Annotated in this window: 23 protein-coding genes and 3 pseudogenes; 10 read left to right on the forward strand and 16 right to left on the reverse strand. The window is 72.9% G+C overall.

Going from position 1 to position 24,582, the window contains the following annotated elements:
• Nucleotides 1–29: 29 nt before the first annotated feature.
• Nucleotides 30–284: a hypothetical protein gene (locus IH45_RS0130810; protein WP_030675943.1), complete on the forward strand. Its 255-nt coding sequence runs from the start codon at nucleotides 30–32 to the stop codon at nucleotides 282–284.
• 201 nt (nucleotides 285–485) lie between these two features.
• On the opposite strand, the gene moaA is transcribed toward IH45_RS0130810, so the two are convergent.
• The 3 genes and pseudogenes from moaA to IH45_RS0130820 all read right to left on the reverse strand — a co-directional run bounded on the left by moaA (nucleotide 486) and on the right by IH45_RS0130820 (nucleotide 3,592).
• On the reverse strand, nucleotides 486–1,580 hold the full coding sequence (moaA, locus tag IH45_RS1000000150235; RefSeq protein WP_234440740.1) for a GTP 3',8-cyclase MoaA: 1,095 nt from the start codon (nucleotides 1,578–1,580) through the stop codon (nucleotides 486–488).
• 108 nt (nucleotides 1,581–1,688) lie between these two features.
• A pseudogene (locus IH45_RS1000000150240) lies at nucleotides 1,689–3,248 on the reverse strand (solute symporter family protein); the annotation flags it as partial.
• Entirely contained in the window at nucleotides 3,245–3,592 is a 348-nt protein-coding gene (locus IH45_RS0130820; RefSeq protein WP_030675949.1) for a DUF485 domain-containing protein, read from the reverse strand. The gene IH45_RS0130820 and the pseudogene IH45_RS1000000150240, both read right to left, overlap by 4 nt.
• 420 nt (nucleotides 3,593–4,012) lie before the next feature.
• On the opposite strand from IH45_RS0130820, the gene IH45_RS0130825 reads away from it, so the two are divergent.
• Nucleotides 4,013–5,536 carry a S8 family peptidase gene (locus IH45_RS0130825; protein ID WP_030675952.1) on the forward strand — a complete coding sequence of 508 codons (1,524 nt, stop codon included), beginning with the start codon at nucleotides 4,013–4,015 and terminating at the stop codon, nucleotides 5,534–5,536.
• 120 nt (nucleotides 5,537–5,656) lie between these two features.
• On the opposite strand, the gene IH45_RS0130830 is transcribed toward IH45_RS0130825, so the two are convergent.
• Genes IH45_RS0130830 through IH45_RS0130845 form a run of 4 tightly spaced genes read right to left on the reverse strand, consistent with a single transcriptional unit; the run spans nucleotide 5,657 to nucleotide 9,986 of the window.
• Nucleotides 5,657–7,204 carry a TIGR03086 family metal-binding protein gene (locus IH45_RS0130830; protein ID WP_030675955.1) on the reverse strand — a complete coding sequence of 516 codons (1,548 nt, stop codon included), beginning with the start codon at nucleotides 7,202–7,204 and terminating at the stop codon, nucleotides 5,657–5,659.
• 59 nt (nucleotides 7,205–7,263) lie between these two features.
• Nucleotides 7,264–8,310, reverse strand: coding sequence for a zinc-dependent alcohol dehydrogenase family protein (locus IH45_RS0130835; protein WP_030675958.1), 1,047 nt, complete (start codon nucleotides 8,308–8,310; stop codon nucleotides 7,264–7,266).
• Nucleotides 8,311–8,328: 18 nt separating this feature from the next.
• On the reverse strand, nucleotides 8,329–9,036 hold the full coding sequence (locus IH45_RS0130840) for a lysoplasmalogenase (RefSeq protein ID WP_030675963.1): 708 nt from the start codon (nucleotides 9,034–9,036) through the stop codon (nucleotides 8,329–8,331).
• Nucleotides 9,033–9,986: a sterol desaturase family protein gene (locus tag IH45_RS0130845; protein WP_030675966.1), complete on the reverse strand. Its 954-nt coding sequence runs from the start codon at nucleotides 9,984–9,986 to the stop codon at nucleotides 9,033–9,035. The genes IH45_RS0130840 and IH45_RS0130845 overlap by 4 nt, the downstream gene beginning before the upstream one ends.
• Before the next feature lie 368 nt (nucleotides 9,987–10,354).
• Between IH45_RS0130845 and IH45_RS0130850 the strand changes: the two genes are divergently transcribed.
• The 5 genes and pseudogenes from IH45_RS0130850 to IH45_RS0130870 all read left to right on the forward strand — a co-directional run bounded on the left by IH45_RS0130850 (nucleotide 10,355) and on the right by IH45_RS0130870 (nucleotide 15,240).
• A complete protein-coding gene (locus tag IH45_RS0130850) occupies nucleotides 10,355–11,383 on the forward strand; it encodes a DEDDh family exonuclease (RefSeq protein ID WP_030675970.1) in 1,029 nt (342 codons plus the stop codon).
• 63 nt (nucleotides 11,384–11,446) lie between these two features.
• Complete coding sequence (locus IH45_RS0130855) at nucleotides 11,447–11,680, forward strand: hypothetical protein (RefSeq protein WP_003984909.1); 234 nt, start codon at nucleotides 11,447–11,449, stop codon at nucleotides 11,678–11,680.
• A gap of 26 nt (nucleotides 11,681–11,706) precedes the next feature.
• Nucleotides 11,707–12,417, forward strand: a pseudogene (locus IH45_RS1000000151120) (SURF1 family cytochrome oxidase biogenesis protein); the annotation flags it as partial.
• The gene (locus tag IH45_RS0130865; RefSeq protein ID WP_394298720.1) at nucleotides 12,374–14,479 is read left to right on the forward strand and encodes a glycoside hydrolase family 15 protein; all 2,106 of its coding nucleotides are present in this window, start codon (nucleotides 12,374–12,376) and stop codon (nucleotides 14,477–14,479) included. The pseudogene IH45_RS1000000151120 and the gene IH45_RS0130865, both read left to right, overlap by 44 nt.
• 5 nt (nucleotides 14,480–14,484) lie before the next feature.
• Complete coding sequence (locus IH45_RS0130870) at nucleotides 14,485–15,240, forward strand: SDR family oxidoreductase (protein ID WP_030675979.1); 756 nt, start codon at nucleotides 14,485–14,487, stop codon at nucleotides 15,238–15,240.
• Nucleotides 15,241–15,343: 103 nt separating this feature from the next.
• Here IH45_RS0130870 and amaP read toward each other — a convergent pair whose 3' ends face one another.
• The 5 genes from amaP to IH45_RS0130895 all read right to left on the reverse strand — a co-directional run bounded on the left by amaP (nucleotide 15,344) and on the right by IH45_RS0130895 (nucleotide 17,800).
• Entirely contained in the window at nucleotides 15,344–15,949 is a 606-nt protein-coding gene (gene amaP / locus IH45_RS0130875) for an alkaline shock response membrane anchor protein AmaP (protein WP_030675983.1), read from the reverse strand.
• 8 nt (nucleotides 15,950–15,957) lie between these two features.
• Nucleotides 15,958–16,629 carry a DUF6286 domain-containing protein gene (locus tag IH45_RS0130880; RefSeq protein ID WP_030675986.1) on the reverse strand — a complete coding sequence of 224 codons (672 nt, stop codon included), beginning with the start codon at nucleotides 16,627–16,629 and terminating at the stop codon, nucleotides 15,958–15,960.
• Nucleotides 16,626–17,030 (reverse strand): Asp23/Gls24 family envelope stress response protein, encoded by a 405-nt coding sequence (locus IH45_RS0130885; protein ID WP_030675990.1) that lies wholly within the window; start codon nucleotides 17,028–17,030, stop codon nucleotides 16,626–16,628. The genes IH45_RS0130880 and IH45_RS0130885 overlap by 4 nt, the downstream gene beginning before the upstream one ends.
• 6 nt (nucleotides 17,031–17,036) lie before the next feature.
• Nucleotides 17,037–17,234 carry a hypothetical protein gene (locus IH45_RS0130890; protein WP_030596717.1) on the reverse strand — a complete coding sequence of 66 codons (198 nt, stop codon included), beginning with the start codon at nucleotides 17,232–17,234 and terminating at the stop codon, nucleotides 17,037–17,039.
• An 83-nt stretch (nucleotides 17,235–17,317) separates the two neighbouring features.
• Nucleotides 17,318–17,800 carry an Asp23/Gls24 family envelope stress response protein gene (locus IH45_RS0130895; protein ID WP_030675992.1) on the reverse strand — a complete coding sequence of 161 codons (483 nt, stop codon included), beginning with the start codon at nucleotides 17,798–17,800 and terminating at the stop codon, nucleotides 17,318–17,320.
• A gap of 192 nt (nucleotides 17,801–17,992) precedes the next feature.
• Here IH45_RS0130895 and IH45_RS0130900 point away from each other — a divergent pair, with 192 nt between their 5' ends.
• Entirely contained in the window at nucleotides 17,993–18,715 is a 723-nt protein-coding gene (locus IH45_RS0130900; RefSeq protein WP_030675994.1) for a hypothetical protein, read from the forward strand.
• Nucleotides 18,716–18,773: 58 nt separating this feature from the next.
• On the opposite strand, the gene IH45_RS0130905 is transcribed toward IH45_RS0130900, so the two are convergent.
• From IH45_RS0130905 to IH45_RS0130915, 3 genes are all read right to left on the reverse strand, one after another.
• Nucleotides 18,774–19,553 carry an enoyl-CoA hydratase/isomerase family protein gene (locus tag IH45_RS0130905; RefSeq protein WP_030675996.1) on the reverse strand — a complete coding sequence of 260 codons (780 nt, stop codon included), beginning with the start codon at nucleotides 19,551–19,553 and terminating at the stop codon, nucleotides 18,774–18,776.
• Nucleotides 19,554–19,669: 116 nt separating this feature from the next.
• Nucleotides 19,670–19,891, reverse strand: a complete 222-nt coding sequence (locus IH45_RS0130910; RefSeq protein WP_030021347.1) for a helix-turn-helix domain-containing protein — start codon at nucleotides 19,889–19,891, stop codon at nucleotides 19,670–19,672.
• Nucleotides 19,892–20,259: 368 nt separating this feature from the next.
• Nucleotides 20,260–21,858 carry an ABC-F family ATP-binding cassette domain-containing protein gene (locus tag IH45_RS0130915; RefSeq protein WP_030675998.1) on the reverse strand — a complete coding sequence of 533 codons (1,599 nt, stop codon included), beginning with the start codon at nucleotides 21,856–21,858 and terminating at the stop codon, nucleotides 20,260–20,262.
• 346 nt (nucleotides 21,859–22,204) lie between these two features.
• On the opposite strand from IH45_RS0130915, the gene ypfJ reads away from it, so the two are divergent.
• On the forward strand, nucleotides 22,205–23,095 hold the full coding sequence (ypfJ, locus tag IH45_RS0130920) for a KPN_02809 family neutral zinc metallopeptidase (RefSeq protein ID WP_030676000.1): 891 nt from the start codon (nucleotides 22,205–22,207) through the stop codon (nucleotides 23,093–23,095).
• 197 nt (nucleotides 23,096–23,292) lie between these two features.
• Complete coding sequence (locus IH45_RS0130925) at nucleotides 23,293–23,709, forward strand: VOC family protein (RefSeq protein WP_030676003.1); 417 nt, start codon at nucleotides 23,293–23,295, stop codon at nucleotides 23,707–23,709.
• 50 nt (nucleotides 23,710–23,759) lie between these two features.
• On the opposite strand, the pseudogene IH45_RS0130930 reads toward IH45_RS0130925, so the two are convergent.
• Nucleotides 23,760–24,582 (reverse strand): annotated as a pseudogene (locus IH45_RS0130930) (hypothetical protein); the annotation flags it as partial.

The following is a 24,582-nucleotide window of genomic DNA, read 5'->3' on the forward strand; positions in this document are numbered from 1 at the left end:
AGGTCCCCGGCCTGCCGGGCCTGTCGGGACTGCCCGGCTCGGCGCCGGAACCCGCCGCGGACACGCCCGTCTGCTCGGCCAAGGGCTGCCGCGCCGACGCGGTGTGGGTGCTGGCCTGGAACAACCCGAAGCTGCACACGCCGGAGCGCCGCAAGACCTGGCTCGCGTGCGACGAACACCGCGAGCACCTGTCCAACTTCCTCAACTTGCGCGGGTTCTTGAAGGATGTCGTGACGCTGGCCGAGTGGGAGAACGGCGTCGCGGACCGCCCGACGGGCGACTGACCGCAGCGGCGACCGACCGGCCGTCCGCCGCCTGTCGCCTGCCGCCATTGGTCCGGCCTCTGAAGGCGGGCCATGCCTCGGCCGCGGCGGCTGTACGGGGTCGGACCACACCTCGCCGCAGCGCCGGTACGACGGGCCGAACCCCGGCCGCAGCAGCTGTACAGCGGACCCGCCCCCGGCCCCCGGCGGCAGCCCCCGCCCCTACCCGCCGATCGCCGACATGGGCCGCTCCGGCTGGAGGAACGCCGGGTCGTCCAAACCCGACCCGGCCTTCTTGCCCCACATCGCCTGCTTCCACAGGCGGGCTATCTCCGCGTCCGGCGCGGTGGAGCGCAGCGCAGCGCGCAAGTCCGTTTCCTCGGTGGCGAACAGGCATGTGCGGACCTGGCCGTCGGCGGTCAGGCGCGTACGGTCGCAGGCGCGGCAGAAGGGGCGGGTCACCGAGGCGATGACGCCGACGCGGTGCGGGCCGCCGTCGACGAGCCAGCGCTCGGCCGGGGCGGAGCCGCGCTCCTCCTGGTCCTCGGGGGTGAGGGTGAAGCGGGTGCGCAGCGAGGCCAGGATGTCACCGGCCGTGATCATGCCCTCGCGCTTCCAGCCGTGCTGGGCGTCGAGCGGCATCTGCTCGATGAACCGCAGCTCGTAGTCGTGGGCGATGGCCCAGGCCAGCAGGTCGGGGGCCTCGTCGTCGTTGAGTCCGGGCATCAGGACGCTGTTGACCTTGACCGGGGTGAGGCCGGCGGTGCGGGCCGCCTCCAGGCCGCGCAGCACGTCCTCGTGGCGCTTGCGGCGGGTCAGGGCGCGGAAGACGTCCGGGCGCAGCGTGTCGAGGGAGACGTTGACGCGGTCCAGGCCGGCGGCGCGCAGGGCGGCGGCGGTGCGCTCCAGGCCGATGCCGTTGGTGGTCAACGACATCTGCGGGCGGGGTTCCAGGGCGGCGACGCGCTCGACGATGCCGACCAGGCCGGGGCGCAGCAGGGGCTCGCCGCCGGTGAAGCGGACCTCCTCGATGCCGAGGTCGGTGACCGCGATGCGGATCAGGCGGACGATCTCGTCGTCGGTGAGCAGGTCCGGCTTGGCGAGCCACTGCAGGCCCTCCTCGGGCATGCAGTACGTGCAGCGCAGGTTGCATCGGTCGGTCAGTGAGACCCGCAGGTCGGTGGCCACGCGACCGTATGTGTCGATGAGCACTGCTGCCCCCTGCCCGAGAGCACCGCTGCCCCCATGCCCGAGTCCGATCAGTTCGTTTTCGAGCCTACGCGATGGGACTGACAGCGAGCACGGGTGAGATATCACGAGGCGGGCGGGGGGGGGGCGGGGGACGCTGACCCCGCCCCCCCCCCCCCCCGCGGGGCGGGCGCCCGGGGGGCCCCGGGCCCGGCCCCGTAGTGGGCCCCCCTGGCCGCCCAGCGGGATGGAGATCAGGCCCGGGTTCTCCAGCGGGAAGAAGTGGAAGTCCGCGCCGGGGAACATCGAGGTCTCCTTGCCGGAGACGACCGGCGAGAAGAGCACGAGCAGGACGGAGGAGGCCAGGCCGCCGTAGATGGACCACAGCGCGCCCCGGGTGGTGAACCGCTTCCAGAACAGGCTGTAGAGGATCGTCGGCAGGTTGGCGGAGGCCGCGACGGCGAAGGCGAGGGCCACCAGGCCCGCGACGTTCAGGCCGCGGGCGAAGACGCCGAGGACGATGGCGATCGCGCCGATGCCCACCGTCGCCCAGCGGGCCGCGGCCACCTCCTCCTTCTCGGTGGCCCTGCCCTTGCGGAAGACGTTCACGTACAGGTCGTGCGCGAAGGACGAGGACGAGGCGAGGGTGAGCCCGGCGACGACCGCGAGGATGGTCGCGAAGGCCACCGCGGAGATCACCGCGAGCAGGATCGCGCCGCCGGTGGAGTCGGCGCCGCCGCCGATCTCCTGGGCGAGCAGCGGGGCCGCCGTGTTGCCCGCCTTGTTGGACGCCTTGATCGTGGCGGGGTCGATCAGGGCGGCGGCGCCGAAGCCCAGCGCGATGGTCATCAGGTAGAAGACGCCGATGATGCCGATCGCCCAGTTCACCGACTTCCGGGCGGCCTTGGCCGTGGGCACGGTGTAGAAGCGGATGAGGATGTGCGGCAGGCCCGCGGTGCCCAGGACCAGCGCGATGCCCAGCGAGATGAAGTCGATCTTCGAGGTGGCGGTCGCGCCGTACTTCAGGCCGGGCTCCAGGAAGGCGGCGCCCTTGCCGCTCTGTTCGGCGGCCCTGCCCAGCAGGGTGGAGATGTTGAAGTCGAACTTGAGCATCACCAGGAACGTGATGAGCAGGGTGCCCGCGATCAGCAGGACGGCCTTGACCATCTGGACCCAGGTGGTGCCCTTCATGCCGCCGATGGACACGTACAGGATCATCACGATGCCGACCAGGACGACGACCAGGATCTTGCCCGCCTCGCTGGTGATGCCGAGCAGCAGGGTGACCAGGGCGCCCGCGCCCGCCATCTGGGCGAGCAGGTAGAAGATCGAGACGATGATCGTGGAGACGCCGGCGGCGGTGCGCACCGGGCGCTGGCGCATCCGGTACGCCAGCACGTCGCCCATTGTGAACCGCCCGGAGTTGCGCAGCGGTTCGGCCACCAGCAGGAGCGCCACGAGCCAGGCGACGAGGAAGCCGATGGAGTACAGGAAGCCGTCGTAGCCGAAGAGGGCGATGGCGCCGGCAATGCCCAGGAAGGACGCGGCGGACATGTAGTCGCCGGAGATCGCCAGGCCGTTCTGGAAGCCGCTGAACTGGCGGCCGCCCGCGTAGAAGTCCTCCGCGCCCCGGGTCTGCCGGCCGGCCCACACGGTGATGCCCAGGGTCGCGGCGACGAAGACCGCGAACAGGGTGATGATCAGTGTCCGGTGCTCGCCGGCGTCGCTCGCGGCGAGCTGTCCGGCGCCGTCGGCGAGCTGCCGCGCGCCGGTGGTGATCCGTTCGGTCGGGGTCATGCGTCACCCTCCAGGCGGGCCTTGATCGCCTCGGCCTTCGGGTCCAGCTTGGCGGCGGCGTGCCGGGAGTACCACCAGGCGATCAGGAAGGTGGTCACGAACTGGGCGATACCGAGCACGAAGGCGACGTTGACGTTGCCGAAGACCTTGGTGCCCATGAGGCCGCCCGCGTAGCTGGAGAGCAGCACGTACAGCAGGTACCAGAGGATGAAGGCGACGGTGAGCGGAAAGGCGAACGAGCGGTACGAGCGGCGCAGTTCGCCGAATTCCGGGCCTGCCTGGACCTCGGTGAAATCCGGCGGCCGGGGCGGACCCGGTTCGGTGGGCGGCGGTGCGGTGCTCACGGGATCTCCTGGGTGCGTAGGGGCGGACGGCGGAACCCGGTGATAAAGCGTGCGTAAGTGATCCGGATCACGCATCGTAGAGGTGCGGCATGCGTTGCGACAGAGGTTGTTGACGGGTGGGTTTGTTGAATCCGGCAGGAAGCGGGAACACCGGCCACGGCCAGGCCGGTCGCACGCCCTGCACCCCGGGCGGGCGGCGGGCGCCCCGTGACTCGTCCGCGACCGTGGCACCCACGCCTGACGGCAAGTCAATCCGCGGCTCTTGGCAGGTTTTCTCCGTGATCCATTGATGTTCCGTGCTCGACACGGATAACTTCTCGGGGACTTGCCGCGCACGGGGGCCCTTCCCCCGTTCGGCGGTATCCACCTGCCCGCACGCGACCCGTGTGCGGGCGGTCCCACGGATGATGTGGAGTACCCATGGCGCATCCCCGATCCAGACGGGTGCGGGCGCTGGCCGTACCGCTCGGACTGGCCCTGACGGCATCCCTCGGCTTCCTGCCGGGCGCGGCCACCGCCGCCCCGCAGGCCGCGGCCCCGGCGGCCGCCGTCAAGACCGACGGCCCGCTGCTGTCCTACGTCGTGAACGCCACCCCGGGCCATGCCTCGGTCAAGCGCGTCACGAAGGCGATAACCCAGGCCGGCGGGAAGGTGATCATCGCCCACGAGAAGATAGGCGTGATCGTCGTCCACTCGGCCAACCCGCTGTTCGCCGCGACCATACGCAAGACGCCTGGTGTGCAGTCCGCCGGCGCCACCCGTACGGCACCGCTGAAGGCGTCCGGCACCACGGACGTCGGCAAGCCCCAGAAGGTCGAGCGGCTGACCGCCGACAAGGCGGCCAAGGCGGCCCGCGTGGCCAACGCCGCGGGCGACGACAAGGAGCCGCTGGAGCCGCTCCAGTGGGACATCCCCGCCATCAAGGCGGACCAGGCGGCGAAGATCGACGAGGGCAGCAAGAAGGTCACCGTCGCCGTCATCGACACCGGTGTGGACGACACCCACCCGGACCTGAAGGCCAACTTCGCCCCGAAGCAGTCGGCGAACTGCGTGGGCGGCGTGGCGGACACCTCCCCCGGCGCCTGGCGTCCGTACGACCCGGCCGAGGACTACCACGGCACGCACGTCGCGGGCACCATCGCCGCCGCGCGCAACGGTGTCGGCGTGGCCGGTGTGGCCCCGGGCGTCAAGCTCTCCGCGATCAAGGTCAGCGAGCCGAAGACCAGCCTGTTCTACGCCGAGAGCGTGGTGTGCGCGTTCGTCTTCGCGGCCGACCACGGCGCGAAGGTGACGAACAACAGCTACTACGTCGACCCGTGGATGTTCAACTGCAAGGACGACCTGGACCAGGGCGCCATCGTGGACGCCGTCGGCCGGGCCGCCAAGTACGCCGAGGGCAAGGGCGTGGTGAACGTCGCCGCGGCCGGCAACTCCAACATGGACCTGGCGGCGGCGCAGCTGACCGACACGTCCAGCCCGAACGACTCCACGCCGGTGACGCGCACCATCGACCCGAAGAAGTGCTGGGACGTCCCGACCCAGCTGCCGGGCACCGTCACGGTGGCCTCGACGGGCGTCAAGGGCCTGAAGTCGTACTTCTCCAACTACGGCAACGGCGTGATCGACGTGGCGGCGCCGGGCGGCGACTCCCGCCAGGTCCCGGAGCTGCCCGCCAAGAACGGCGGCATCCTGTCGACCATGCCCGGTGGTGACTACGGCTACCTGCAGGGCACCTCGATGGCCAGCCCGCACGTCGCCGGTGTCGTGGCGCTCCTGAAGAGCACCCACCCGAAGTCCAGCCCCCAGGAGATCCAGTGGCTCCTGAAGATGCAGGCTGACAACCCGGGCTGCCCGACCGCCGACAAGACGTGCACCGGTACTCAGCACGTCAACGGCCACTACGGCTACGGCATCGTGGACGCGCTGGACGCGGTCAAGGACTGATGCCGCTGAGGAACCGGTGACGGTTCCGAGGCAGGGGCCGGGCGGTTCGCCGCCCGGCCCCACCGCTGTTTCGCGTGTTCAGGTGGGCCGCCAGGTCACCCGCTCAGGTGGGCGGCCGGTTCACCTGCCCAGATAGGCGGCCAGCCGGTCCGCGCCGTTCGCCCCCTCGGGCGCGGTCCGCTCCGGCGCGAAGGAGCCGCCCTCGGTACGCGGCGCCGCCCCGTAGATGCCGCGGGCCGCTTCCAGCACCTCGTCGGCGACCTCCGGCGCCAGGTCCGTGCTCGCGCCGAGCGCGCGGGCCAGGTCCCAGCCGTGCGCGAGGAGTTCGACGGCGGCCTGCTGCGCGAACAGGGCGCCGGGGGCTTCGTACGGGCCGTACGTGCGCTCCAGCAGCCCGGTGCCGGTGAAGGCCGCGAGCAGTCCGTCCACCGATGCGCGGAAGGCGGCGGCGTGGTCGTCGCCCAGGTGGTCGGCGTCCGGGTCGGTGCGCGGCGCGTCCCGGGCGATCGAGGTGATCATGAGGTTTTCCCACGCCATGTGGCCGATGAGCTGCCGTACGGTCCAGTCGTCGCACGGCGTGGGCCGCTCCAGCGCTTCTTCCGGTACGGCGCCGACCAGCGCCGTGACGTCTGAGGCCACCCGCTCGTACACGTACAGCGCGCGCTGCGCGTCCGGTGCGGGCGGCAGGACAAGACCGTGGCCAGGCTCGGGGTAGGCGCGCAGCGCGCTCGCGGTCCAGGCGCCCGCCGCGTCCCAACGCGGTGGCTGCGGGCGGCCGGTGGCGGTGCACATCAGCTGCCAGTAGCGCTCGATGTGCGGCTCGGCGGCAGCCTCCAGCTGTTCCAGCAGCCTGGCGCGCGCGTGGGCATCATCCCGTTGCGGCGGGTCGGCCGTGTCCGCCTGGGTGGGCAGCCAGGCCGCGACCAGTTCCGCTACGACGGGCTCCGCCGCCGGGGAGTCGGCGGCTACACCGGCGGCGAGGGCCGCCTCCGCGCGCCGGCGCATCAGCTCGGCGACCCGCGCCGCGTCCTCGGCGGCCGTCGCGGACGGTACGGCGGGGGCGGTACGTGCGCTGTACTCGGCCAGCCGGCGCAGCGCGGCCCGTACTTCGGGGCGCTGGACATGGTCGGCCAGGTCGATCCAGGCGGCGAGTTGGTCGGGCGCCGGGTCCTCGGGCAGGTCCGGGGCGGCGGCCAGCAGTCCGGCGCGGTAGGCGGGGGCGGCCACGCCGTCCAGGGCGTCCGCGATGAAGTCCTCAATGATGCGGCGGCGTTCGGCGGCGGTCAGGTGGGCGAGTCGGTGCACGTCCGGTAGCTCCTCGGCTGCGGTGCCCCGCGCGGCCACCGCCCGCAGCACGGCGCGCCGCAGCCGCAGCGTGCGGATCTGCGCGTCCAGGGCATCCGCCCAGCACCGGGCCGCGTCGGCGACGCTGCGCTCGCTGCGCAGCACGGCCCGGATCTCCGCGGTGCCGATGCCGAGTTCGCGCAGCGTGCGCACGATCTCCAGACGGGCGGGGGCGTCCGGGCCGTACAGGCGGTAGCCCGCGGGGGTGCGGGCGGCGGGCGGCAGCAGGCCCTCGTCCGACCAGCGCCGGACCGTCTTCACCGTCACCCCGGTGAGCCGGGCCAGCGCCCCGATCGTCAGCAGGCCGCCGCCGTCCTCGTTCATGCCGTCCACTGTCGGGTCTCCCCCGGCGGGAGACTCAAGCCCGCGGCCGTCTTCACCGGTCAGGGCTTGACCAGCACCTTCAGCGCGGTGCGTTCGTCCATGGCGCGGTAGCCGTCCGGGACGCCGTCGAGGTCCACGGTCAGGTCGAAGACCGGCGACGGGTCGAGGGTGCCGTCCAGGACGTCCGGCAGCAGTTCGGGGATGTACGTACGGACGGGGGCGACGCCGCCGCGTACCGCGATGTTGTTCTGGAACAGCGTCTCCATGTCCAGACCGTTGCCGCTGCCGTGCGGGACGCCGACCCAGCCGACGGCGCCGCCGGGACGGGTGATGCCGACCGCGGTGGCCATGGACTGCTCGGTGCCGACGGCCTCGATGACGGCGTGCGCGCCCCGGCCGCCGGTCAGCTCGCGCACCGCCGCCACGGCCGCGTCGCCGCGCTCGGCGACCACGTCGGTGGCGCCGAAGGTGCGGGCGAGGTCCGTACGGGCGGTGTGCCGGCCGAGCGCGATGATCCGCTCGGCGCCCAGCCGCCGGGCGGCGAGCACCCCGCACAGCCCGACCGCGCCGTCCCCGACGACCGCGACCGTCGCGCCGGGCCGCACGCCCGCGCCGACCGCCGCGTGGTGGCCGGTGCCGAGCACGTCGGAGAGCGTCAGCAGCGCGATCAGCAGCCGGTCGTCCCCGGCCGCGTCGGCGGGCAGCGTGACCAGGGTGCCGTCGGCGTGCGGAACGCGGACGGCCTCGGCCTGCCCGCCGTCCGAGCCGGGCGTACCGCCCCAGAACCCGCCGTGCACACAGGAGGTCGTCAGGCCCTCGGCGCAGAACTCGCACACGCCGTCGGACCAGGTGAAGGGCGCGACGACGAGGTCACCGGGCCGCACGCCGGACACCTCGGAGCCGGTCTCCTCGACCACGCCGAGGAACTCGTGGCCGATCCGCTGCCCGCGCTCACGCGGGATCTCGCCCCGGTAGGCCCAGAGGTCGCTGCCGCATATACAGGCCCGCAGCACCCGCACCACCGCGTCCCCCGGTTCCCGGACGGCGGCGTCCGGTACGTCTTCGACGCGGATGTCGTGGGGTGCGTGGAGGGTGGTGGCGCGCATGACGTACGTTCCTTGCGGTCAGACGGTTGTACTACGCACCTCACCGTACGCCCGGGTGGACCCGGCGCCCCGGGTCCGTTCGCGCCCCGCGTACGCCCGCCGTACGCCGTCGGCCAGCGCGTACTGGGCCGCCGTGTACGTCAGCATCACCCAGAACTGGGCGGCGGGCGGCTGCTGCCAGTGGGCGAGACCAGTGGCGAGCAGCGAGTCGGACAGCAGGAAGAGCAGGCCGCCGAGCGTCGCCCACGGCCCGGGCCGCAGGGCGGCGAAGGCCGTCGCGGTGAGCAGCAGGCTGTATGCGGCGACCGGCAGCCGCAGGTCGCCGGCCAGGTCCGGCCACAGCAGCGCGACGAAGCCGAGCCAGGCGGCCGCGTACACCGCCGCCAGCGGACCGCAGCGCCGCAGCCCGCCCGGGAATGCCCCGCGCCGGGCGAAGAGGACCAGGTAGCAGACGTGTCCGGCGGCGAAGGAGCCCATGCCCACCAGGAACAGCGCGTCGTCGCCGGTCTGGAGGAGGGTGTCGCCGCCGCAGCCGAAGAGCAGCGCGACGGCGAGCAGCCGGGGCGCGCCGGCGGCCAGTACGTACGCGGCCAGCACCGGCATCAGCGCGGGCTTGGTCAGGTGCGCGGCAGTGATCGAGCCGGAGAGCAGGGCGGCGAGGTGGACGAGGGTCAGTACGGCGAAGGCGCCGAGCAGGACCCGCGCGGTGCGCGCGGCGGTCGTCACGCGACGCGCTCCTCGGCGGGTTCGAGGTTCTTCGGGGCCTTCCCAGTCGCTTCGGCCTTCCCAGTCGCTTCGGCCTTCCCGGGCGCCTCGGCCTTCCCCGCCGCTTTCCCTCCGGCGGGCCGTGCCGGCTGCCACCCCGGCCCGCGGAACACCCGCCCCGCCCGCTCGCTCCAGCTCTGTGCCGCCCGTACGTCGCGGGCGATGGCCGCGTACTCGTGGGTGGCGACGCGCAGCGGGTTGAAGGTGTCGATGTTCTTGGTGAGCCCGTAGACCGGCCGCTCCGTCTCCGGGACGAACGAGCCGAACATCCGGTCCCAGATGATGAGGATGCCGCCGAAGTTGCGGTCCAGGTAGCCGCCCTGCGAGGCGTGGTGCACCCGGTGGTGCGAGGGCGTGTTCAGTACGTACTCGAAGGGCCTGGGGAGCTTGCCGACCCGCTCGGTGTGCACCCAGAACTGGTACACGAGGTTGGCCGACGAGCAGAACGCGACCGCGGCCGGGTGCACGCCGAGCGCGATCATCGGCAGGTAGAACGGCCAGACGGTCCAGGTCGTCCAGGGCTGGCGCAGCGCGGTGGTGAAGTTGAACTTCCGGCTGGAGTGGTGCACCACATGGCATGCCCACAGGACGCGGATGACGTGGTGGCCGCGGTGCGACCAGTAGTAGAAGAAGTCCTGCGCGAGCAGCATCAGCGGCAGCGTCCACCACAGGACCGGCACGCTCAGGGGCGTCACCGTGTAGACGGCCGAGTAGACAGCCACGATCGGGATCTTCCACAGCGCGTCGAAGACCAGGCTGCCCAGCCCCATCCCCACGCTCGTCGCCGCGTCCTTGGCCTCGTACCCGGCGGCGTCCTCGTCGGGATGGAGGCGGTAGCTCACCATCTCCACGACGGTGAGCACGACGAACGCGGGCACGGACCACAGCACGACATCGGGCAGGTGCGGCATGTCGGCACCATAAAGGCGCCGATGGGCGCCCCGCTAGGGGTTGTTACCGAGAAGTATGTAAGACGGGGTGTCAGCGGCGGGCCCGATGCGGCACATCCGTATCGTCGCTATTCGGACGTTCGTTACGTAATGACACAGTCGGATCCGGTCCGCGCGGCCGCAGTCGGGTCCGGTCCGCGCACCCGACACGGGAGGGGGCCGGACGCTACCGCGTAACCACGTCCCCCGATCGTGGGCCAACCGGCGGCCCGGCGCGCTCCGTTCGCGCACGTCCGCGCGGGGCGGTGCGTCCGCGGGCCGCGCCGGACCACCGGCCGGTACGGGGAGGGCGGTGGCGCTGTCAGTGGCGGCCCGTATCCTCAGTGACCATGCTCGAAGACCGCATGGCAGCAGCCCACCCGATCACCCCGGCGATCGGGCGGCAGCCGTCCCCTCCGGAGGCGGCAGCCTCCTGGCCGGCCGCGTATCCGAAGGGGTACGCGGTCGTCGACGTGGAGACCACCGGCCTGGCCCGCGACGACCGCATAGTGTCCGCGGCCGTCTACCGCCTGGACACCCACGGCGAGGTCGAGGACCACTGGTACACCCTCGTCAACCCGCAGCGGGACCCCGGGCCGGTGTGGATCCACGGTCTGACGAGCGACATGCTGTCCGCCGCGCCGCTGTTCCCCGAGATCGTCCCCGAGCTGTCCCGGCGGCTCGAAGGGCGCGTCCTGGTCGCGCACAACGCGATGTTCGACTGGTCGATGATCGCCCGGGAGTACGCCCGCGCCGAGGCCGAGGCGCCCGTACGGCAGCGGCTGTGCACCATCGCGCTCTCCAAGGAGCTGCGCCTGCCGCTGCCCAACCACAAGCTGGAGTCCCTCGCCGCGCACTACGGCGTCAAGCAGGAGCACGCCCACCACGCCCTCGACGACGCCCGGGTGCTGGCGGAGGCGTTCCGCCCCAGCCTGCGGCTGGCCGCGCAGGCCAATCTGCGCCTGCCGCTGCTGGCCTGCCAGCCGCTCACGGAGTGGGCGGACGGCCCGGCGCCCCGGCAGCGCCCCTCCTCCTCCGCGTACCGCCCCACCAGCTGGCGCCCGTCGCGCAAGCGGCCCGCCTGCCCGTATCCGAACCCCGGCCGGTACGAGCCGGGCGGCCGCCTGGTGCAGGGCATGCGCGTGGCGTTCTCCGGTGACACCTCCGTCGACCGCGAGCTGCTGGAGGACCGCGCCACCGAGGCCGGGCTGCACGTGGCCACCAGCGTCTCCCGGCTGACGAGCCTGCTGGTCACCAACGACCCCGAATCGCGTACGTCCAAGACCGCCAAGGCCACCGCCTACGGCACCCCGGTCATCGACGAGGCCGCCTTCATGCAGCTCCTCCAGGACGTGGCCCCGGCGCCTGCGTCCGGGTGAAGCCCCACAACACGCCTGCGGCAGGCTCGCCCCGCCGCCCGCCCCACCCGCACCCTGTGGCGCATGGCACGTTGTGAGGTCTGCGGAAACGAATACGGCATGACGTTCGAAGTCCATGCCCAGGGAGCCGTCCACGTCTTCGACTGCTTCTCCTGCGCCATCCACCGCATGGCGCCGATCTGCGAGCACTGCCGGTGCCAGATCATCGGCCAGGGCGTGGAGGCCGGCGGCCGGTGGTTCTGCGGCGCCCACTGCGCCCGCGCCGAGGGGCAGGTGGGCATCGTCGACCGGGTCTGAGGCCGACCCCGCCGCCGGGGCGCCGGATGCCCTGGTTGTACCTTCGTGGGGTGTACCGCTTCCTGTTGTCCCGGCAGTGGGTGATCCTCACCCTCGTGGGCCTCGTCCTGATCCCAGTGATGATCAAGCTGGGTTTCTGGCAGTTCCACCGCCATGAACACCGGGTGGCGCAGAACCAGCACATCGCGGACAGCCTGGCCGCCACCCCGGTACCGGTCACCGACCTGACCGCGCCCGGCCGGCCGCTCCCCCGCGACGACATGTGGCGCCGGGTGACCGCCACCGGCACGTACGACACGAAGCACGAGGTCGTGGTCCGCCAGCGCACCGCCGCCGACGAGCAGACCATCGGCTACTACGTACTGACCCCGCTGGTCCTGGACCAGGGGCCGCGCAAGGGCGCCACCGTCCTGGTCAACCGCGGCTGGATCGCCTCCGGCAACGACCTCACCCGCTTCCCCGACGTGCCCGCGGCGCCCACCGGCAAGGTCACCGTGACCGGCCGGATGATGGCGGACGAGACCACCGGGAACAGTGGGATCAAGGACAAGCCGGGCCTGCCCGAGCGCCAGGTCATGCTGATCAACAGCGAGCAGCAGGCGAAGGCACTGGGCCGCCCGGTCCTCGGCGGCTACATCGAGCAGACCGCGCCGAAGCCCCCCGGCGGCAAGCCGGAGCCGGTCCCCGAGCCGGATCACGACAGCATCGGCCCGCACATGGCCTACGCGATCCAGTGGTGGCTGTTCGCCGCCGGGGTGCCCGTGGGCTGGTTCGTCCTGGTCCGCAGGGAGCGCCGGGACCGGCTGGCCGCCGCCGCGAGCCCCACCAGCCCCACGAGCCCGACCAGCCCGGACAGCCCCACCAGCCCGGCCAGCCCCGCGGACGGCGCGGCCGGAGCCACGGACGAAGGCACGCCCGCCGCGGCGGACACCGCCTCCGGCGAATCCACCCCCGCCGAGCCCCTGCCCCGTACAGTCGCCGGAAGCGAATAGCCGCTGGCGGAAGGGGCACCGCGTGCACGCACCCATCGAGGACCACGCGCTCATCGGTGACCTGCAGACCGCCGCCCTGATCGGCCGGGACGGCTCGGTCGACTGGCTATGCCTGCCGCACTTCGACTCCGCCGCCTGCTTCGCGGCCCTGCTCGGCGACCGGGAGAACGGGCACTGGCTGCTCGCCCCGGCCGCCTCCGACGCCCGGTCCGAGCGCTCCTACCGCGACGACTCCCTCGTCCTGGACACCGTCTGGCACACCGGCACCGGCTCGGTGCGGGTCACCGACTTCATGCCGCAGCGCGACCGCGCACCCGACATCGTGCGCATCGTGGAGGGCCTGGAGGGCGAAGTCGCCATGCAGGGAGTGCTGCGGCTGCGCTTCGATTACGGCCTGGTCGTCCCCTGGGTGCGCCACGTCGGCCGGTGCCGTGTCGCGGTGGCCGGGCCCGACTCCGCGTGGCTGCGCACCGAACCCGATGTCGAGACGTACGGGCAGGGGTTCAGCACCCGCTCGGACTTCACCGTCGCGGCCGGCGAGCGGGTCGCGTTCATCCTGACCTGGCACCCCTCGCACGAGCCGCGCCCGGACGAGATCGACCCGTACGAGGCGCTGGAGCACACCCTGGAGGACTGGCGGGCGTGGGCGGCGCACTGCCGCTACGACGGCCCGTACCGCGCCGAGGTGCTGCGCTCGCTGATCACCCTCAAGGCGCTGACCTTCGCGCCCACCGGCGGCATCGTCGCCGCGCCCACCACCTCGCTGCCGGAGGAACTGGGCGGCGTACGCAACTGGGACTACCGCTTCTGCTGGCTGCGCGACTCCACCCTCACCCTGAACGCGCTGGTCACCGCCGGGTACACCGAAGAGGCCGCGGCCTGGCGGGACTGGCTGCTGCGCGCGGTGGCGGGCAACCCGGCCGACCTCCAGATCATGTACGGCCTCGGCGGCGAGCGGCGGCTGCCGGAGACCGAGCTGCCCTGGCTCGGCGGCTACGCCGGGTCCAAGCCCGTACGCATCGGCAACGCCGCCGTCGAACAGCGGCAGCTCGACGTCTACGGCGGGGTGCTGGACTCCTTCCATATCGCGCGCGTCGCGGGCCTGCCGTCCAAGCCGCACACCTGGAACATCCAGCGCTCGCTGCTGGACTTCCTGGAGTCCCACTGGCGCGAGCCGGACGAGGGGCTGTGGGAGGTGCGCGGGCCCCGCCGGCACTTCGTCCACTCCAAGATCATGGCGTGGGTCGCCGCGGACCGCGCCCTCAAGGCGGTGGAGACCCACCCGGACCTGGAGGGGGACGTGGACCGCTGGCGCACCATGCGCGACGCGGTGCACCGCGAGGTGTGCGAGAAGGGCTACGACCCCGAACGCAACACCTTCACCCAGTCCTACGGCTCCCAGCAGCTGGACGCCTCGACGCTGCTGATCCCGCGCCTCGGTTTCCTGCCCGCCGACGATCCACGGGTCGTCGGCACGGTCGACGCGGTCCGCACGGAGCTGGCGCACGAGGGCCTGATACGGCGGTACAGCACCGACGGCAACGCCGTGGACGGGCTGCCGGGCAGCGAGGGCACCTTCCTGGTCTGCTCGTTCTGGCTCGCCGAGGCGCTGCATCTGACCGGGCGGCGGGAGGAGGCGCGGAAGCTGTTCGACCGGCTGCTGCGGCTGCCCAACGAACTGGGCCTGCTGGCCGAGGAGTACGACCCGGTCAGCGGCCGCCAGTTGGGCAACTTTCCCCAGGCGTTCAGCCACGTCGGCCTCATCGGCACCGCCTTCACCATGTTCGGGTGCGACGGGGCAGACTGACCCCCATGGATCTAGGACTCACCGACCGGACCTACATCGTCACCGGCGCCACCCGCGGCCTGGGCTTCGCCACCGCGCGGGAACTGGTCGCCGACGGGGCGAACGTCGTCATCAGCGGGCGCGACGCGGACAGCGCGCGGACCGCCGCGGCCTCGCTCGGCGAGCGGGCGCACGGCGTCGCCGCCGACAACGCCGACCCGGACGCCGCCGCGCGCCTGGTCGACACGGCCCGCGAGCGCTTCGGCCGCCTCGACGGCATCCTCGTCAGCGTCGGCGGCCCGCCGCCGGGCATGCCCACCGACAACACCGACGAGCAGTGGCAGGCCGCGTTCGAGTCGGTCTTCCTCGGCGCGGTCCGGCTCGCCCGCACGGCGTCCGCCGCCCTCGGCGACGGCGGCGCGATCGGCTTCGTCCTGTCCAGCTCCGTCTACGAGCCGGTCAACGGCCTGGCCATCTCCAACGGCCTGCGCCCGGGCCTCGCGGGCTACGCCAAGGCGCTCGCCGACGAACTGGGCCCACGCGGCATCCGCGTCTTCGGCGTCCTGCCGGGCCGCATCGCCACGGACCGGCTGACGCAGCTGGACGCACTGTCCGGCAACCCCGAGGAGGCCCGCACCCGCAACAGCGAAACGATCCCGCTGCGCCGCTACGGCGAACCGGAGGAATTCGGCCGCACCACGGCGTTCCTGCTGTCGCCGGCGGCGTCCTATGTCACCGGGGTGATGGTGCCGGTGGATGGTGGGGCTCGGCGGGGGTTCTGAGTCCGGGCGCCGGGGCTTCGCGGAAGAAGGTTTCACCAGGCTCAAGGCCGAGCAGGCCAGGCTGCTGGCCGCCATCAACGATGAGCACGCTCGCGCACCCCGCCTAACTCACCCGCTCCGCCCGATGCTTCACCGCCCGCAGCCGTACCTCGGCCGGCAGCTTCTCCAGCCCGGCCGAGGTGCGCGCGTGGGCAATCGTCTCCGATGAGAGGCGGGCGACCACCGCGCAGGGGTTCGCGTGCGGGGCGAGGGCCAGGCCGGCGCGCAGGCGGGGTTCCGTGCGCCGGCCGGTCAGTGTCACCCGGGCCCGGTCCACCCCGTCCAGTGTCTCGGTCTCGGCGGTCAGGACGCTCTCCATGGCCCGGCCGCGCAGCTGGGCGCCCTCGCCGTCGCCGCTGTCCACGAGGACCTCGCCCAGCCGGTGCCGCCGGAACTGGGACAGCAGCCACCACAGCGCCAGCAGGACCAGCACCGCCAGCACCGCGATGACCACCGGCCACCACCAGCCGCTGTCCGCCCAGCGCGTCCGGTCCTCGTCGCGCAGCAGCACGTCGTCGGGCCGGGACCAGCGCCAGCCGGACGGCATGCCGAAGCTCCACTTGCGCGGCAGGTCGAGGCCGCCGAACAGCACCGTGCCGCCGACGCCGATCAGGACCAGGCCGGTCAGGGCCAGCAGCACCCGGTTGACCGTTCGTGAGACCTTGCGCATCGCCGTGCTCACCTCTTCGCGGACCGGCGCACCCGTACGGACAGCGCGAGCCGCCGGGCCAGGCCCAGCTGCCGCAGTCCGTCGCCGAGCGCCGTGTCCAGGTCGCCCCGTACCTCGTCCAGTTCGCGGAAGTGCGAGACCGCGCGCGCCTTGGCCCTGCGGCGGCCGACCGCGACCCGTACGGACTGCACGCCCGGCACCTCCATGGCCCGGTCGCGCAGGACCAGCGCCGCCGCCGCGCGGTCCAGGCCGCTGCGTACGTCCGGTGTGGAACGCCGCATCGGCAGCACGGCGCGCAGGCCGGGCGTCAGCGCGAGCAGCAGCAGCCACAGGCCGAGGGCCACGGCCACGGCGGCGCCCGCGAGGACCCACACGTCGTCCAGGTGACGGGACGCCAGCTCCTCGGCGAGGCGCTTGCGCCAGGCCATCGCGGGCCGGTCGGCGCGTACCGCGGCCACGTCGTACAGCAGCAGGCCCGCGGCGCCCAGCACCACAAGCGCGACCAGCGCGGCCGGCACCCGGCGGGCCGCCCAGAAGCGCCGGGCCCGGCCGCCACCGTCGGTCTCCTCGGGCGGGGGCCGCCCGTCCGTGCCGGCCGCCCCGTCCGCCGTGGCGCCCGCGGACTTCTCCAGGGTGGGCGGCCGCCGGGTCTGCCGCAGGTCGGGGTCGTCGTCGCTCATCGCACCCTCCCCCGGCCGCTGCGCTCCAGCTGGGGCGCGTGCAGCCGCTCGATCTGCACGGCGACCTCGGGCACCGACATCCCGGCCAGTTCGCGTACCCGCTGGGTCACCTGGCGGCGTACCGCGCCGCACTGGGCGCCGATGTCGGACGGATAGCCCAGCTCGACGGCCACCCGTACCCGCGCCTCGCCGAAGTCCTGGTGCCCTTCGCGGCGGCGCACCGACACCGAGGCGTGCGCGTCGGTACGGACGGCGGAGGCGTCGCGCAGCGCTTCGCGCGCGGCCTGTGCCGCGATCTTGGCCACGACCCGGTCCGCGATCTTCGTGGCGCCCCGTTCACCGGCCGGTACGGCCGGGGGCGCGGCGCCGGGGGCCGCGCACGCGGCGGACACGGTCGCCACCGGGCGTCACCTCCGCCGGTCGTCGCGGTCGCCCGTACGGGTACGGAAGAACTCTCCCGGTTCCAGATCGCCGTCCACGAACCTTCCGACGATGAATCCGATGGCGCCCAGCGCCGCCACCAGGACAAAGGCCCCGAAGCCGCCGAAGTATCCGGCGAAGCCCAGCGCCATTCCGGCCAACAGACCGGCTACGGCCATGCTCATCTACGCGCTTCCCTTCGCTACCACCCCGGCCGGGCCCTGCGGAGCGAAGCCCCGGCGCACTTGTCTGGAAACCAGCCCCCGCTCTACTGGAGACGCGGCTCCTCGTCGCCCTCGTCCTCCTCGTCGTCGGGCAGTTTCACATCGCTCACCGCGATGTTGACCTCGACGACCTCCAGGCCCGTCATCCGCTCGACGGCGGAGATGACGTTCTCGCGTACGGCCCTGGCGAGGTCCGCGATGGAGACGCCGTACTCGACGACGATCTCCAGGTCGAGCGCGGTCTGCACCTCACCGACCTCGGCCTTGACGCCGCGGGTCACCGACTTGCTGCCGCCGGGCACCCGGTCGCGCACCGCGCCGAGGGTGCGGGCGAAGCCACTGCCCATGGCGTGTACGCCCACCACGTCCCGGGCGGCCATCCCGGCGATCTTCTCCACGACGCCGTCCGCGATGGTGGTGCGCCCGCGGGTCGCGGGGTCACCGCCGCCGCGCTTGGCTCCCAGCGTCCTGCCCTGCGAGTCTCCGGTCCGCGGCTCGGGCCGGTTACCTTGTGCGCTCTCGGTCATCGCCGATCGTCCCTTTCCGGAGGGGCGGAGCTCTAAGCCGCTCCGTTTCTTACAGTAAGTCCGCTTCCCCCGGGCCGCTCCAGGGATGCGGCAGCCGGGTGCACCGGTTGCGGCCATTCGCGTACGTGCTCCTGCCGCACCGGCGGGAGTGCGGCAAGGTGGAAGCACGGTTCGGGAAAGAGGTGACGGCCGGTGGCCGGTGACCAGTTGGTGACGGCGGTACGGCAACAGCTCGGGCTGGGGCGGCTGCTGCCGCTCGGCGGCCCGGCGGACGGCGCGTGGATCGCCGAACGGCCCGCCGCGGGTGTGCTGCGGAAGGCCGGCGACGCGCTGCCCGGGCTCCGCGTCGGTACGGTACGGCTGTCCCTGGCGGAGCCCGACGCCGCGCCGGAACCGGCGGTTCCGGCACCGCCGAGCGCGCTGCCGCCGGGGCCGCTGCGGATCGAGGCGGACTTCGCGGCCACGGCCGGCCGGCCGGTCCCGGCCTCCGCCGGCCTGCTGCGGGAGGCGCTGCTGACGTGCGGCGCGGAGCGGCTGGGCCTGGAGGTGTCGGCCGTGGACCTGCGGGCCACCGATCTTCTGGACGAGGACGAGACTCCTGGCGGGGGCGGTGGGCCCGAGCCCGTTGATACGGTGCCGGGCCCGGCCGGAGCGACGGCTGAAGGCGCTGATCCCCTGGAGGCGGCGGTGCTGCGGGTGCCCGGCGTCGTCCGGCTCGTACCGGCGCTGGGCGCGCTGTCCCGGCCGGTGCGGTACGAGGACGGTCACGTACTGGTGCAGCTGGCCGTCGCGGCGGACCGGCGGGCGCTGGACGTGGCGCGGGCGGTGCGCGGCGCGGTCGAGGAGGCGGCGGACGGGGAGCGGCCCACGGTGGCGGTGCTCGTCGCGGCGCTCGAACCGTCCGCCGCCTCCTGAGCGTTGCGGTACGGGGTTGCTCGTACGGGGTTACTCGTACGGGGTTACTCGTACGGGGTTACTCGCCCAGCCCCGCCAGGTCCCGCAGCCGGCGCGCCTGCGCGGCCCGTTCGGCGGCCCGCTGCTCCTCGTATGTACGGGAAACGGCGCCCGCCAGCAGGGCCTTGGTCTCGATGACGGCGTCGCGCGGCGCGGCGACGAGGGCCGCCGCCAGGTCCGCGACGGCGCCCTCCAGGTCGGCGGCGGGCACGACGAGGTTGGCCAGGCCGATGCGCTCGGCCTCGTCGGCGTGCACATAGCGGCCGGTGGCGCAGATCTCCAGGGCGCGGGCGTAGCCGACGAGCGAGACCAGGGGGTGGGTGCCGGTCAGGTCCGGCACCAGCCCCAGGCTGGTCTCGCGCATGGCGAACTGCGCGTCGTCGGCGCACACCCGCAGGTCGCAGGCGAGCGCGAGCTGGAAGCCCGCGCCGATCGCATGGCCCTGGACGGCGGCTATCGACACCAGGTCGGTACGCCGCCACCAGGTGAACGCTTCCTGGTACTCGGCGATCGTGGCGTCCAGTTCACTGTCCGTACCACGCGCCATGTCCAGGAACGACGGCTCGCCGTCGAAGCCTTCGGGCGTGAACGCCTGCCGGTCCAGTCCGGCGGAGAAGGACTTGCCCTCACCGCGCAGCACCACGATCCGGACGGTGCCCGGCAGCAGTGTTCCGGCCTCGGCCAGCGCCCGCCACATGGCGGGCGACTGTGCGTTGCGCTTGGCCGGTCCGGCGAGGGTCACCGTGGCGATCACGTCGTCCACGGTGAGCCGCACACCGTCCTTGTCGAGCAGAGTCATGGGGCGCCTCCGAGTCAGCCGACCGCACTTGCGTGCCTAAGTGACTGAACAGTAACCACCCGGTCGCCTGCTCGACCGACCGGGTGGCACCGTGGCTCCCGGAGCGACCGCCTCGGTCAGGCCGAGGCGGCCTTCTTGCCCCTGGTGGCTCCGCCACGACCACGCAGGGTCACACCGGATTCGCTGAGCATCCGGTGCACGAACCCGTAGGAGCGGCCGGTCTCTTCGGCCAGCGCCCGGATGCTCGCTCCGGAGTCGTACTTCTTCTTCAGGTCTGCCGCGAGCTTCTCGCGCGCGGCGCCGGTCACCCGGCTGCCCTTCTTCAGAGTCTCGGCCACCCGTGCCTCCTCGTGGGAAGTGCGCTCTGGACTTCTCATGATCACCCCTCGCGGCCTTCCTGGCCACCCATTCAGCAAGGTCCGTGGCACTTCCTTTGGCGCTTGAGGCGCCGCATTGACCCTTGGAATTAGGGGTTCCGCTCGGAATTGAAAGGGTCGGACAGCGGAATTTTTCGCGAACAAGCAGGTCAGAGGGGGGTGGTACGACATGATGACGGCCGGGCCCAGGGGGCCCGGCCGTCACGGGGAGGCTCGCCGATGTACGAGCCGTTCTCACTCAGATGATGGATCACCCGTCGGCCGAATGATCCAGACGTCCTTGATCCCTCCCGCCCCGGACCGCCTCCGGGGCCGGGACCACCGCCGGCTCAGGCCAGCGCGACCAGGTCCGCGTAGTCCTGGCCCCACAGGTCCTCGACGCCGTCCGGGAGCAGGATGATGCGCTCCGGCTGGAGCGCGTCGACCGCGCCCTCGTCGTGGGAGACCAGCACCACCGCGCCGGTGAAGGTGTGCAGCGCGCCGAGGATCTCCTCGCGGCTGGCCGGGTCGAGGTTGTTCGTCGGCTCGTCCAGGAGCAGCACGTTGGCGGAGGAGACGACCAGGGTGGCCAGCGCCAGCCGGGTCTTCTCGCCGCCGGAGAGCACGCCCGCGGGCTTGTCGACGTCGTCGCCGGAGAAGAGGAACGAGCCGAGCGTCTTGCGGATGTCGACCAGGTCCATGTCCGGCGCGGCCGAGCGCATGTTCTCCAGGACCGTGCGGTCCGGGTCCAGCGTCTCGTGCTCCTGCGCGTAGTAGCCCAGCTTCAGGCCGTGCCCGGGGCGCACCTCGCCGGTGTCCGGCGTCTCCACACCCGCCAGCAGGCGCAGCAGCGTCGTCTTGCCCGCGCCGTTCAGGCCGAGGATGACGACCCGGGAGCCCTTGTCGACGGCCAGGTCGACGTCGGTGAAGATCTCCAGCGAACCGTACGACTTGGACAGACCCTCGGCGGTGAGCGGGGTCTTGCCGCAGGGCGCGGGGTCCGGGAAGCGCAGCTTGGCGACCTTGTCGGAGGCGCGTACCTCTTCCAGGCCCGCGAGGAGCTTGTCGGCGCGCTTGGCCATGTTCTGGGCGGCGACGGTCTTGGTGGCCTTGGCGCGCATCTTGTCGGCCTGCGAATGCAGCGCGGCGGCCTTCTTCTCGGCGTTGGCGCGCTCGCGCTTGCGGCGCTTCTCGTCGGCCTCGCGCTGCTGCTGGTACAGCTTCCAGCCCATGTTGTAGATGTCGATCTGGGACCGGTTGGCGTCCAGGTAGAAGACCTTGTTGACCACGGTCTCGACCAGGTCGACGTCGTGGGAGATCACGATGAAGCCGCCGCGGTAGGTCTTCAGGTAGTCGCGCAGCCAGACGATCGAGTCGGCGTCGAGGTGGTTGGTCGGCTCGTCCAGGAGCAGGGTGTCGGAGTCCGAGAAGAGGATGCGGGCCAGCTCGACGCGGCGCCGCTGACCGCCGGAGAGGGTGTGCAGGGGCTGGCCGAGGATGCGGTCCGGCAGGCCCAGGCTGGCGGCGATGGTCGCGGCCTCCGCCTCGGCCGCGTACCCGCCCTTGGTCAGGAACTCCGTCTCCAGGCGCTCGTACTTCTTCATCGCCTTCTCGCGGGTGGCGCCCTTGCCGTTGGACATCCGGTCCTCGTTCTCGCGCATCTTGCGCAGGACCTCGTCCAGGCCGCGGGCGGACAGGATGCGGTCGCGGGCGAGCACGTCCAGGTCGCCGGTGCGCGGGTCCTGCGGCAGGTAGCCGACCTCGCCGGAGCGGGTGACCGTGCCGGCGGCCGGGATGCCCTCGCCCGCCAGGACCTTGGTCAGGGTCGTCTTGCCCGCGCCGTTGCGGCCGACCAGGCCGATCCGGTCGCCCTTGGCGATGCGGAACGAAGCGGACTCGATCAGGACACGGGCGCCGGCGCGCAGCTCCAGGCCGGAGGCGGTGATCACGGGGAAGACTCCTGGGCAGGTAAGGACAGCGGAAGGGACGGGGATGATCACAGCCGCGCGGCGGCGCGCGCCCCGCACGGCAGGGCCGGTGCGGACGGGCGGCCCGGACGGCGCGCCGACGCCGTCTAATGCGCGAGGAGAATTGCCATACGGAGCAGTCTAACGGTGACGTGCAACCAGTTTTTCCGGGCCGCCGGCGAGGCCGCTGTGCGGAGGGGTGGACCGTGCCCGTCCGCGCTCGCCCGTTCGGCCGTCCGGGGTCGCGGTGGGCGGGCGGGCGCGGCTGGATAAGGGGTGCGGAGGGTGTGCGCCCGTACGGGGCGGAGCGGCGGAGGGCGGTGCGGCCATGCAGTTCGACGACGACGCCGGACTGGACACCTCGCAGGTCCAGGACCGGCGCGGCAGCCGGCTGCCCGGCGGGCGGGCCACGCTCGGCGGGGGGCTGGCCGGCCTGATCGCGCTGGTGGCCGGGCTGTTCTTCGGCATCGGGCCGAACGAGCTGGGCCTGACCGGCACGGATCCGTCACCGGAGCCCGGCGCCTCCTCCGCCGAGCGGGTCCAGGAGCGGTGCCGGACCGGGCAGGACGCCAACCGCCGCGAGGACTGCCGGACCGTGGCCGTCGTCAACAGCGCGCAGTCCTTCTGGCAGCAGGAGTTCCGGCGGCGCGGCGCCGCGTACGAGCGGGCGCCGACGGTCCTGTTCACCGGCCGCGCGGACACCGCGTGCGGGTCCGCGACCTCGGCGGTCGGGCCGTTCTACTGCCCCGGCGACCGCAAGGTCTATCTGGACCTGGACTTCTTCCGGGAGCTGCGCACGAAGTTCGGCTCCAGCGGCGGGCCGTTCGCGCAGGCGTACGTCGTGGCGCACGAATACGGCCACCACGTCCAGAACCTGACGGGCACGCTGCACCGCTCCCAGGCCGGCCGGCCGGGCGCGGACAGCAACGCGGTCAGGGTCGAGCTCCAGGCCGACTGCTACGCCGGGGTATGGGCCCGGCACGCGACCGACACGCCCCAGGAGTCCACCGGGCGGCCACTGATCACCAGCCTCACCGAGGCGGATGTACGCGACGGCCTCGACGCGGCGGCCGCGGTCGGCGACGACCGGATCCAGGAGCGTTTCCAGGGCCGGGTCACGCCGGAGAGCTGGACGCACGGGTCCTCGGCGCAGCGGCAGCGGTGGTTCTCGGCCGGGTTCCGTACGGGGAGCATGGCGCACTGCGACACGTTCCGCTGAGCGAGCCGGTCGGCCGGCCGGGGCCCGGAAGATCGTGCGCCTTGCGGCTTCCGCGCTGGTCAGAAGGGGGCCGGAGGGCGTTCGGAGAGCGTCCGGAGGGCGTCCGGAGGGCGTTGTCAGACCCCGGTGCCAGACTGTGATGTGGGTCTCGGAGCGGGGCCCGCGGACTCTGATCACAGGCAGGAAAGGTGATCGTCATGACCGATGTGGCGGCGGGGACGCCCACGTTCTGTCCGACACTGCACTACCGCGACGCGAAAGCGGCGATCAAGCAGCTCACGGAAGCCTTCGGCTTCACGCGGAGCGCGCTGTACGAGAGCGAGGACGGCACGGTGCTGCACGCCGAGCTGGCTTTCGGGAACGGCGTGGTGATGCTGGGCTCGAAGGGCATCGGCGGGCCGTACGAAGAGGCGCTGGGAGACGGCGGCCCGATCGGCGTGTACACGACCGTCGCGGACCCGGACGCGCACCACCGGCGGGCCGAGCGGGCCGGGGTGGAGATAGTCCTGCCGCTCACGGACCAGGACTACGGCTCCCGTGAGTACACGGCCCGCGATCTGGAGGGCAACCTCTGGACCTTCGGGACGTACGCGCCGGCGCTGCCGCAGGGCTGACGGGCGGGCGCCGGACTCCGCGACCGGGTCCGCCGCCCGCGCCGGGAGCGTCAGGCGCCGCCCGTGTGGACCTGGAAGGCGGCTCGCCGTACGGCCTTGGCGAGGGCCGGGTCGGGGTGGGCGGCGGCCAGCGCGACCAGGACCTGCACGGTGCGCGGGTGGCCGACGGCCCGTACCTCCTCCAGCAGGCGCGGGACCGAGCCCTGGACGGCCGATTCGAGGTGGCGGACCAGCAGCTGGCTCTCGCCGTGGTCGGCGACGGCCGCGGCGGTGTCCACCCACAGCCAGGTGGACTCCTCGCGGGTGAGCACGTCCGGCGCGGTCTCCGGGTCGCCGCCCTCGTGCTCGACCAGCCAGAGCAGGGCGTACGGCCGCAGGCCCGGCTCGTCGGCGGCGGCGCGCACGGCGGGCTCCGCCGGGGCGCCGACGGCGCGCAGCGCCTCGAAGGCCAGGCCGCGCAGCAGCGCGTCCTCGCCGCGGGCCACGTCGAGCAGCTCCTCGACCGCGCTGCCCGCGGACCGGGCGGCCAGCCAGGCACGGTATTCGGCGCGTGCCGGGCCCGGGGTCAGCCGGGCGCAGCCGCGCAGCATCGCCTCGGCGGACTGCTCGATGTTGCCCGCCGGGCTCTGCGCGGCGACGCAGATCTGTTCCAGCTTGACCCAGACCGACCAGTTGCCGAGGGGGGTGAGCAGCGCTTCACGTTCGGCGGGCACGCCGGTTTTCGCGCCGTCCCGCACGACGAGCGCGCCGACGGCGGCGAGACCGTCCAGCGCCCAGTCCAGGAGCACCGCGAGTGACACCCCTGCGGCGTCACTCACCGAGTCGGCGGCGTCCGGGGCGGCGGGGGCGGATGTCGCGGCGGCGGCGGGGGCG

It is taken from the genome of Streptomyces rimosus subsp. rimosus, assembly GCF_000720725.1.
In the GTDB taxonomy this organism is placed as follows: Bacteria; Actinomycetota; Actinomycetes; order Streptomycetales; family Streptomycetaceae; genus Streptomyces; species Streptomyces rimosus_A.